General features: G+C 38.2%; 1 protein-coding gene. It reads right to left on the bottom strand.

The window, feature by feature from the left end:
• Positions 1 to 5: 5 nt before the first annotated feature.
• Positions 6 to 12,317: an SDR family NAD(P)-dependent oxidoreductase gene (locus KAOT1_RS04020; protein ID WP_394330260.1), complete on the bottom strand. Its 12,312-nt coding sequence runs from the start codon at positions 12,315 to 12,317 to the stop codon at positions 6 to 8.
• Positions 12,318 to 12,338: the final 21 nt, after the last annotated feature.

Raw genomic sequence — 12,338 nt, 5'->3', positions numbered from 1 at the left:
TAATGCTATACGAGTTCTAAAATGTCATCAAGTGAAACTTCGTTATTTAGGTAACTCTTTATTAAGTTTTTATGATAGGTTTCGTCAAACGAAAGTCCGTTTTGTTGGTTCGTTTTCGAAGCTGTTGTTGCTACTACGTAGTTTGTGTTTTCTGTTTGTGTGTTTAGCGTACGCGAAATGAATCCTTGTGTTTGTACACAGATATTCCCTTCGGTATCGCAGAGATCAATGTCTACTTTTGTGGTGTCGTTGTTTCCAACTGCTGTTGATGATTTGCGAATCCAAGCGACCATTTCTTCTGTGCATTTTGCATGAACTTTAAGTGATTCTACTAAGAATGGTAAGGATGGTTTGTCTGAGCTGTTTTCAATGTCTGCCAACAGTCCGATAGTAGATTGAAACGCGCTGTCCATTAAACTTGGATGTAAGTCAAAAACACTTGTATCTTCGTCGTTATCGAGAATTTCTGGCAAACGTAAGCTTGCTAAGACTTCATTTTCTCCTTTGCGTATTTTTTCAATTCCTTGATGTGCTTCTCCATATTCCAATCCGGAAGCTGCAAATATTGGATATAAGTCTGCTTTTGCTAGCGTTCCTTTGTTCATTTTGGTTTCTAGCGTGTTGAGATTGATTTTTGAAACGTTTGAAACTGTCTGATAACTTGCGTGTCCTTTGCAGTGAATGATTTCTTGTGTTGTGTTTTCATCTACAGTGATGAAGCTTCTGATTTCGAAGTCAATTTGTTCCGTTTCGTCATTTTCAAAGAGTACAATTGTGACTTCTTTTGGAGTTTCAACTGCGATTGGATACATCCAAATGACATCATTTAGTTCAATGATTTGTGATTCGTTTGCTGCTTTTATAGACATTGCAACTGCCGTTCGCGCCATTTCTAAATAAGCAACGCCTGGCAATACTTTTTGGTTTCCTTCATCCGTGAGTTTGACTTTATGATCTCGCAAGAAGAATTCTTCTCCTATAAATGTGGATGTGAATTGTTGCTGTGTGAAATCGGAAGTGTTTTTATGTACAAGCGGATGTAATTTTTGTGTCAGATTTGCACCATTCTTTTCTGAATTGATCGCTTTGTTTTCAATCCAATAGCGTTTTTCTGCAAATGGATATACTGGAAGTCCGATACGTTTCGGTTTGTTTTCGCCGTACATTAGGTTCCAATCAAAATTTAATCCTTTTACCCATAATTCGAGCAGTTTGGATAGTTTGTTTTCGTGTATCCATTTGTGAACTATGGTTTCTTTTAGGTCTTCATCTTGTGCAAAAAGGCGTAATTCGTCTTTGTTTTCGTTGCTGTCACCAACATACATTCCTTTTACGAAGTCATCACCATTTGCATAACTTTTTAGTTGTCCTAGCAGTTCTTCGACAGTATTTGTGATGAATCCGACGCGCGCTTCCATTGGTTCTCGACCAACTTGTAAGGTGTACGCCAATTCTTGAAGCTTCAACGTTTCCTGAGAACTTTCTACGGAAGTGATAAGATCATTTACTTTTTGTAAAAGTTGCGCTTTGTTTTTAGCCGCTAGCGGAATGGCAAATCCATCCAAAGTATAGTCTACTGTATGTTGATGAGTATTTTTCGGAACGTATTCTGACAAGACAATGTGTGCATTTGTTCCGCTGAAACCGAACGAACTGATGGCTGCCTGACGCTTTTCTTCCGAATTAATTTTCCAATCTTGCAATTTATTATTTACATAGAACGGACTGTTTTTTAGGTTGATGTGTTCGTTGAGTTTGCTATAGTTGATGGTTGGCGGTAATTGTTGATGTTGCAAGGCTAGAATGACTTTTAGGAAACCTGAAATTCCCGCTGCCCACATGGTGTGACCGATGTTACTTTTTACCGAACCTAACGCACAGAATGTTTCGTTTTCTGTGTATTTTTTGAACGATTGTTTTAGCGCATCTACTTCTATTGGATCGCCTAGTTTTGTTCCTGTTCCGTGTGCTTCTATGAGTTGAATTTGTGCAGGATCGATGTTGAATTTTTCATATACTTCTGCTTCTAAGCTTGCTTGCGATACTGCATTTGGCGCGGTAATTCCGTTGGTTTTTCCATCTTGATTTACGCCCCAACCTTGTACGACTCCGTAAATTCGATCGTTGTCACGTTCTGCATCTTCTAGTCGTTTTAGCATAACCACTCCGACGGCTTCACCTGGAACAAATCCGTTGGCATTTTGATCGAATGTGTGACATTTTCCATCTTGCGATAACATTCCTGCTTGCGCGGTCATGATATGCATTGCAGGAGTTGCCATGATTCCTACGCCACCAGCAAGTGCTACGTTGCAGTTTCCTGAAACTAAGTTGTCGCACGCCGTTGCTAATGCTACTAATGATGACGAACATGCTGTGTCTATTGATAAACATGGACCTTGCAAGTTGAGTAAGTACGAGATACGTGCCGCCAATATTGATGACGAACCGCCCGTAAATCCTTGTGCGCTGAGTCTGTGCTCACTTGATAGTTGATGGTAATCGCTTGCGCCACAACCTACAAATACGCCACATTTGGTTCCTGAGAGTGCATTTGTGTTGTATCCTGCATCTTCAATGGTATGCCAGCATGATTGTAAAAATAAACGCTGTTGCGGATCCATACTTTCTGCTTCTACAGGCGAAATGTTGAAAAATAACGGATCAAATTTGTCGTAATTTTCTAATGCGCCCATCCACTTGCTGTTGGTTTTTCCAGGAGTTGGATCGCCTGCTTTGAAATGTTTTTTGTTGTCCCAACGATCTTTTGAGACTTCACTAATGCAGTTTTTACCTGTTGCGAGATTGTTCCAGAATTCTGTGACATTTTTTGCTTTTGGAAATTGTCCTGCAATTCCGATGACAGCAATGCGATGATCGTTGTTGTTGCGTATATTTTTCGTCGCAGACTTTTGTGTTGGTTGTGTTTTTTTGGTTTGTTGTGCTTTCCAAGATGTTAATCCGTTGCGATTGAATATGGAAAGTTTTGATGCTGGTTTTTGAATTGTAGATTTTTTTGCCTGAACTGGCTTTTGCACTACTTTTCGTTGTACCTTTTTTACAACTTTCGTCGGTGTTGTATGTTTGTCTATTTCTGCTTTGATGTATTTACTCAGTTCCGTTAAGGTTGGATAACTGTATACTTTTGTGGCTTCAATAGATGTTTTAAATTTTGTGTTTATTTTACGAACCCACGTTACGCCTGTGATCGAATCCATTCCCAAGTCTACGAATTGTGTTTGCTCGTCTACATCTTTCGTTTCCATGTGTAATTCTTCTGCCAAGAATGTTTTGATTGCTTGTAAAACTTCACGTTGATCGATGGTTTCATTGACAACTTCTTCTACGATTTCTTCCACAATTTCTTCTGTGATTTCTTCTGAAGTTGTTGCTGTTACAGTTGCTTCAGGAATTTCATCAGCAAGTTTTTCATCAACTTGTTCTTTGATGTATTTGCTAAATTCGTTTAGCGTTGGAAAACTGTATACTTTTGTGGCTTCGATAGACGTTTTGAATTGATCGTTTATTTTACGAACCCACGTTACTCCTGTGATCGAATCCATTCCTAAGTCCACAAATTGTGTTTCTTCATCAATTAGATTTGCTTCCATGTGCAGTTCTTCCGCAAGGAATTTTTTGATGTTGTGTAAAACTTCGTCAATACCTATTGTACGTTTCATGTGTGTTTTCTTTTCGGCGTTCGCTATTGTTTTAGAAGATTTTTGCGTGTCAATAGTTTTACCACTTTCGTGAATAAAGTTTTTCTCTATTTGTTGCAATGCGTTGTTTGCACCTACAAAGGTTTGCTCGTGCATTGCTAGTTCTAGTGTGTATACAGCGTCAATTTTGCTTAGTTTTTTATGTACTAATTGCTGTTTGAAAGCCACAAGAATTGCTCTCGTATTTTTCGCAAGTTGTTTTGCTAATGTGAATGCTTCTTGTATAATTTCGTTTTTACTGTATACAGCTTGTTGTATTCCTTTTTCTTGGAGTTCACTTCCTGAGATTTCATTTGCCGTAAGTAGCGTTTCGCGTGCTAGATCATAACCCAATGTTTCTAGGAAAATGTACGTTGCTCCTGCTCCTGGTGTGAATCCGTAGTTCATGTACGGACTTAGATATTTGCGTTCTTTGCTAAAGAAAATGAAGTCGGCAAACATTCCAAATGACCAACCGCCACCAATGGCGTGACCTTGCATTGCGGCAATGACAGGAATTTTACATTCCATTGCGAGTTGATAGATTTTTGTATCAGTAAATTTACTTTTCCCTTCTTGAATTGCCACCAATCCTTCTTTTGTTCCGCCAGAAGCGAAATAGTTGTCGTAACCTGTTAGGATGACCACTTTGTAGTTTGGCGTGTTTTCAATGTGTTCAAAAACTTCGTTCACACCAGCCATAAAGTCGTCCGTAAACATATTTTTAGAACCGCGTTCTTCTAAGCGAATTTCTAGAATTCCAGCTTCTAAAACGGTTGCTTTGACAACTGATGATTTTAAATTGACAGTTCCTGTTTTTGGCGCTTTCTCGTCTTTTGCTGTGGCTAGTTTCCACGTTGGAAGTTCCTTTTTTGATTCTTTGATCGCTTTGATTTTGGCTGACTTCCAAGTTTTTGCATGGTTTTCTGTTGACCAACTTTTTGCAAGTTCTGTAGCGTTTGTCGCTGTCTGAATTGTTGGTATTACGGCTTTTAGCTCTTTTCCATTGTATGTTTTTCCAAGCAACAAGAGTTCTTTACTTGCCAATTCGCCATAACGCGCTGTGAATAACAACGTAGCTTTTTGTGCTAAGGTTTTGTTGACTAGTAATCCTTTTGCGGTGTAGTTTCCTGTTTCACTATAGATTACTTCATCTGTGTGTAGACTTACCAACCATGCTTTTGTGTTGGGTGATTTGTCTAATTCCGTAACGATTGGATAGTTGCAGTTTAGTAAGATTTCTGAAAGCTTGATGATTTCTGCATCTTTCGCCGTTTGTGGTATGAAACTTTCTTGCTCACTTTTTAGCACAATTGTGCTATGATTTTTTGTGTTGTTGATTTCTGAAAAGAATGCTCCTATTTCACTGTTTAGCGTTTGAATTCCTTTTAACTTCGTGTTCTTGATGGTTACGACACAAACTCCATCTTTTTGGTATTGAACTTTGAAACTTTTTGTTTCGGAAATCTCCACTTTTTCAAAAGCTGTGTTTTCTGTTATTGTCGAAATTGCTGTGAGTTGTTCAACTTTTTCAGAAATATGACGCGATAAATGTTGTTTGAGTAAACGTAATGTTCGCTGAGATTTTTTAGCTAAGTTATCTGCTAAGTCTGCTGCCGTTTCCGTTACTTTTTCTGAAGCAACTATTGGCATGGTAAATCCGTTTTGTTTGAGTTGTATTCCTGTAAAACTTTTGTTTGGTTGTAGCAAGTTGTTTGCTAAGACTGCTCCAAAACGTTCATTGAATAGGTTTGTAAGTTTGTCATTTGTGTTTGAAAACTTATATGTTGCTTTTTCGTTGCAAATGATAAAGTCACAGAGTGAAGCGATTAAGAATCCAACGTTTGAAGCGTTTCCTTGTGTATTTGCAATGATTGGATAGTTGAACGATAGTATTTCTTTGAATAGTTCTTGTTGCAAAGCTTCATTGAAAACTTCCGTTTCTCCGTGTAAGAAATCTGTTTGTGTTCCTTCTATTAAAAGTACTTTTAGATGTTCTTCTTTTGTGAGTCTTTGCAATGCACTTTTGAATTGAGCGATGAACGTTTTGTCCAATTCAGACGTTTCTAATTGCAGTTTATAGATGCCGTTGCCTGTGTTGAATAGTCTCAACATTGGCGCAGTGGTTTCTATAATTTGTTGCGAACTTTCTGCCGATAGTTGTACACGTCCTTTTTTCAAGGTTGCACTCTTTTTATTGTCAACTACAATTGCTGTTGGTTTTGATAATTTAATATTAGAAGGTTTTTCTAGTGAACTAACAGTAATATTTTCAGTATTTGCCGTTGCTGTAGAAATTACTGGTTTCGTTTGCACTGTAAAGAAAATTTCCTTTGGCGTTTCAAACGTTTCTGCAAGCGTTGCTGTTGTTGCTGCTTTTACCGAAGTTTCTTTTGTTTCCAAAGTTGGTTCGAACTGTGTACTTTCTACGGAAGTGATAAAAGAGATCCCCACAAATTGCGCACAGATCGTTCCATCCGTACCGCAGAGATCAATGTCAATTTTCACTTCGTTTTCTGCCTGTGTGTCGTTTTCGCTGTAGCGAATCCAAGCAAATACTTCGTTTCCAAATGGTTGCATTTTTCGAATGGTATCAATCGAAATTGGCAACTGCGCAGTTTCTTGTGCTTCTAATAGTAATGTGCTTGCCTGTAAAACACCTTCTAGAATGCTTGGATGTAATTCGAATTCAGTAGCATCTTGCTGATATTTTGATGGAATTTGTAATTGTGCTACGAGTTGCTGATTTCCAAGATGAATTTCCTGAATCGCTTGATAGTACGCGCCATAGTTGATTTCTTTTTGAGAGAATTCATTGTAAAACGTATTTCCATCAACCGTATGCTCCATTTCTTCAAAAAGCTCGTCAAACGGCAATGTTTCTGTATAATTTCTGTATTCGTAGCTCGCTATTCCTTGCGTATGAACTTTTGTTTTTTCTGAGTTTTCTGAGAATATTTCGTAACCTACAGAATTTTCGTCGATGGCAAATAGTGCGGTTTGAATTGCTTGTTGTGAAGTAATTTCTATGAGCGAACCAAAGTGATGATTGTTTAGTTCTAGAATCGTTCCTTCGTCTGTATTTGCAAATCCTATTGCGATTGCCGCTTGAATCATTTCGACACTTGCTAAGAATGGTAACGCTTTTACCGTTTCATTTCCGTTTTGTAACGCGTAGTGTTTTACGAATGCTTCTTCGCCTGTAAATGTTGTGCTAAACTGCGTTTGTTGCACATTGGAAATGTTACTGTGAATCATTGGATGCAGTTTTGCTGCTCCAGCAACGATAGTGTTGTGTTTGTTTGGCGTAATCCAATAGCGTTCTTTGGCAAATGGATAGGTTGGCAAACTGATGCGTTGTGGCTTTTTGCTTGAGTATAATTCATTCCATTGAACGTCGATACCTTTTGTCCACCAAGCTAAGAGTTCTGTGTAATTTTTGTCTTTTATCCAAGTTGAAAGCATTTGTTTGTAGTTTGCTTCCGATTTGAAGTTTAAGACTTCATCTTTATGATTTTTGGTACGTGAGCGCTGATATTTTCTAGTTTCTAACGAATTATTGAGATATGCATTGAGCGTTTTTATAAGTGCTGCTACAGAAGAAACTGTTGTTGCAAAACGTTCGTCCATCGCTTCTCTACCCGTTTGAAGCGTGTATGCAATTGCCAATAAATCAAGTTCATTTTCTTTGCTTTCAACGAAACTTAGTAAGTCTTGAATTTTTTGTGTGAGTTGTGATTCCGTTCTTGCTGAAAGTACTATAGCAACTTCTGTGTTTGGCGTGTGTGTTGCCAAGTTTTGTGGTACTGCTTCATATTCTGCAAGAATGACGTGTGCGTTTGCGCCACCAGCTCCAAAAGACGAAATTCCTGCAATACGCGGAATGTGTTGTTCCGTTCCGTTAATTTCGATAGCAGGTTTTTGCCATGTTTCTGTAGCTTGTTGCAATTTGAAAGGCGTTTTCCCGAAATCAATTTCAGGATTTAATACTTCTGCATGCAATGAAGGTACTAATTGTTGGTGCTTGAATTGTAGTAGAATTTTTGTCAATCCTGCGATTCCTGCGGCAGATTCGCAATGTCCGATGTTTGATTTTACAGAACCAATTGCACATTTGTTATTGCTGTTTTCAGTTTTTAAAGCACGTGTGAGCGCTGAGATTTCAATTGGATCTCCTAACGCTGTTCCCGTTCCGTGTGCTTCTATGTAGCTGATTTGTTCTTTGTTGATTTCCGCACTTTCTAAAGCTTTGCTGATAACTGCCGATTGTGCTTTTGGATTTGGAACCGTATAACCGTTCGTTTTTCCTCCAGCATTGATGGCACTTCCTTTGATGACTCCGTAAATATGATCGCCATCTGCTTCTGCTTTGTGCAATGGTTTTAGAATGATGGCTCCGACACCTTCTGAGTCTACGAATCCGTCTGCTTTGTTTCCAAAGGCTTTGTTTTGATTTCCTGTAGATAACATCGTCATTGCAGAGAGTTGAATGTAATGTTCTGGATCAATTATGATGTTGACTCCACCAGCAATGGCACATTCACTGGTACCGTTATAAATACTTTCCAACGCTAAATGAATCGCCGTGAGTGATGAGGAACACGCTGTATCAACTGCCATACTTGGTCCTTGAAAGTTGAACGTGTATGAAACTCTGTTGGCAACCGAATAGTGTAAGGATTGCGCTGTGTAGCGAGAGTTCATAATTCCTGCAAAGACACCGATTTTATCATTTTCTGCGATATTTTTTGGTGTGTAACCTGCATCTTCAATGGCATGGTAACATGTTTGCAAGAATAAACGTTCTTGCGGATCCATTTTCTTGGCATCTTTTGGCGCTATTTTGAAGAATAACGGATCAAATTTGTCGATATCACTGATAAATCCGCCATATTTTGTATAGATTTTGCCCGCTTTCCCTTTTTCTTCATCGTAATAGTCTTCCCAATTCCAACGATCTTTTGGTATTTCAGTGATACAGTTTTCTCCTTTTGACAGATTGTTCCAGAAAGTGTCTATGTTTTCAGCTTTTGGATAACGACCGCTTACACCAATGATGGCTACATCAAATTTTGAACGTATGTTGTTGTTTGTCGCGGTGGTTTTGATGGTCGGTTTGTTTGTTTTTCGGAAGATTTCAAACGGTTTACGAGCATCTTTGATCGCGATGGTCGCTTGTTCTTTTTCTTCTGAAATAACAGTTTCTACTTCTACTTCCGAAGCAGTTTCTACAAATAATGCTTGTAATGCTTCTTTTTTGTTTTCTAGGAAGTAATTCACCAAACCATCAACCGTGTTTTCCTCAAAGAATAACGTACTTGTGATGTCTGGGAATACTTTGCGGAATTGATTGGTAAGTTGTACCACCATGATAGAATCTAATCCGTAATTTTCTAACGGTTGTGAAGCTTCTATTTGTTGCGGTTTCATTCTGAGTGACTTCGCTACTAATTCCGTTAAGAATGTGATACTTTTTTCTCGTAAGTTTCCTTGTGGAGCCACTACCGTTTTTGCGATATTCTTTTTGATTGGTGCTTTCGCTATTTTTTTGGATGGTTTTGTAGCAGCAACTTCTTTTTTGATATGTTTTTGTACTACTTTCCCATCACTTACTGCTGCAATTACTTGTTGCCCGTACGGATGCGCTTTTGCTACTGGGAATAAGGTTTGATTGAAACCAACTTCTTTGAGCACTTTTTCCCAGTTTTCTGCATCAATTCCAGGACTTCCAGCGACACGTAAGCTTGTTTCTTCGTATAACCACCAACCTTCTAGCAATCCGAAGATTAAGTGTGTAAATAGTGTCCATGTGCTCATTTCATTGATGAGTACAATTCCTTGATTTTTGAGAATTGCTTTCGTATTTCGCATGGTTTGCCTCATGTTTGGCGTTGCATGCAATACATTGGTTGCAATGATAATGTCGTAGTAGTTTGTTTCTACCGATTGTGTTGCAATTGGTTTGGAAACATCTAGTATGGATGTTGTTAATTTTGGAAATATTGGTTGGTAATTTTCTTCTGCATGAATTAAGAATGCTTTTGATAAGTCTGTGTAACGATATTCCACAACGGTTTCCCCGAACTCTTTTAAAACAGGAAGCACTTTAACTGTCGTTCCTCCAGTTCCTGCACCAATTTCTAGAATTCTTAGTTGTTTGTCAGCATTGTTCTTGATATGTTCATTGATGCAGGTTCTTAGCGTATTGCATAGTACATCGTTGAAATAGTCTACTTGGAAACTTCCTTTGTAAACGCCTTCAACTAGATGTAATGAGGAGTTTGGAAATATGATATCTGTAGATAATACTTCTCCTTTTAATATTTCTGGTAACGATTTTAAACAGACTTCTAATAAGGTTACTTGTTTTTCCCAGTTTGGATTTTTATTCCATTCTTTTTTAGCTTCATCCCATTGTTCCCAAACTTTTGGTAAACTGATAACTTCAGGTTTTGCAAGCTGTGATTCTTCGTTAACAATGTTTTCTTCTCGCAAGTATGAAATGGTTGCTGCTAACCATCTTTCAAAGAATTGTGCTGGCGGCGTTTGTAAGTTTAAGTCAGCTATGTGTGTGTTTCCATCTTTCAACAATCCAACTGCTACTAAACTTGAAACCACAATTTGAGTTGCCAATGCGTTCATTTCGTCTGGAATTTGAACGTCTGCCAATGCTTTTATTTGCTCGTCAGTATCTAGTGTTGGCAGTTGTGCTGAAACAGCAGATAGATTGAACGTTTCTTTGTTTTCATAGAAATGTACTTCTTCCGTAATGGTTAAGTTGGCATTTTCAATTCCGTCTTCAGTAATGATTTTGTGCAACGCCATTTGCGGTACATCTGTACTCATTAATACTTCCAACGCTTGCATGCCTTCGTTAGGTTCTATAGAGCCAATTCCTTGTTGCGCCATTCGTTCTTTGTAGAAAGTATCTGCCACAATTCCTACATTGCCCCAATAACTCCAGTTCATGGTTTTTACTGGATAGTTTTTCTGCTGATCGAGATAGTGTGCAAAACTGTCTTTGAATGTACAACCTGCCGCATAGTTTGCTTGCCCAGGTGCTTTTACAAATGAAGTTAACGATGAGAAGAACAACATAAAGTCTAGATCGTGTGTTCCAAAAACACGTTCCATGTGTATGCTGATGTCTACTTTGGCAGATAGACTTTGCTTGAAACGACTTTCTTCCATTGCCTTGAGACTTTGATCTTTTAAGACAATTGCCGAATGTATAATTCCGTTTATGTTTGTATGTTCTTCAAGGATTTGATCGTGTGCATTTTTGAGTGACGCTTCATCTGTTGCATCTGCTGAAATGTACATTGGTGCTTTTCCGAGCTTACCTAAAGCATCAATTTTATGTTGAATTTCTTCGTTGATTTCTTTTCTTCCAATCCAGATGATTTGTGCGTTGTATTTTTCAATCATGTAACGCGTTAAGATTTCTCCTAATCCACCAGCGCCACCAATGATTACGTATATACCATTTTGTTTGTATAACGTGTGACTGCTATTATTGCTAGAAACATACGCAAACTCTTGGGCAAACCATTCGCCGTGACGATGTGCAAGTACGTTTCCTTGTTCATTCCACGGAAGTGATAAACAACTTTTTGCCGTAACCGCTTGGAACGTGTCAATATCCGCCAATTGAATGTTCCAATTTGGATATTCTTTTGCTAAAGAACCTACAAAACCAACAACACTTGCATGCGTAAAGTTCACTACATCATTGCTGATGACTTTTTGTGTGTTTTGTGTGATGAATGACCATTTTAGATTTTCATCCGCAAAACCAGCTTCTAGTAATGCTTTTGTGATGCGATATATTTCTAAAACACCAACTTCTTGCGCTGAAATTGATTTTTGAATGTTTGTTTTGCTGGTTGTTTCTGGTGCAATCCAAACAAGTTGATCGAATGTGGTATTTTTTAATTTGTCAGCAATAGTTTCAACAGCTTCCTGACTTTCTATTTGCAAATATTTCGTATCAGGAAATGATGTTTGCAACCAGTTTTGTTGAGTTTTTTCACTTCCTATGAGTAAAATTTTAGCATTCTCCGAGATTTCAGTTGCTTCTGAAAGTGTTGCCAGATTCCAAATTGGCGATAAGTATTTTAGTCCATCATCTGCATTATTTTTAGCATTTGTTCCATCTGCTTCTTGTAAGAATCTTGCTGTAAATCCTTCTATTTCTGCACAAATTGTTCCTTCGTTGTCTGTAAGCGTGATGTCTAGTTTTTTCACAGCATCATTCGTGGAAGCTCCGTTGGCAAATCGCGCATAAGCGTACATTTCTTTTTCAGTACGTGAAAGAATTTGAACATTTTCCACAGCATACGGTAATAATGCTTCGTTTGCAGACGCTTCTAAATCGACCATTAACGCCACACAACTTTGCAATGCGCTGTCTAAGATACTTGGATGCAAGCCTAATGTTTCTGCCGAATTGTGAATTGTATTTGGCAATACTAGTTTTGCCAAAATCGTGTCATTTCCTTTGTAAACGGTTTCAATTCCTCTAAACGCAGTTCCGTAATCAACACCCGTTTTTTCAAAGTAGTTGTAGAATTGAGTTGCGCTTATTTGTGTGGATAGTTCTTGTTTTACTTGCGGAATGTCAATACTGTATCTTTCCGA

The organism is Kordia algicida OT-1, from assembly GCF_000154725.1.
Lineage (GTDB): Bacteria > Bacteroidota > Bacteroidia > Flavobacteriales > Flavobacteriaceae > Kordia > Kordia algicida.
The sequence above is the reverse complement of the archived record's forward strand: the minus strand, read 5'-3'. Positions and strand labels throughout refer to the sequence as shown.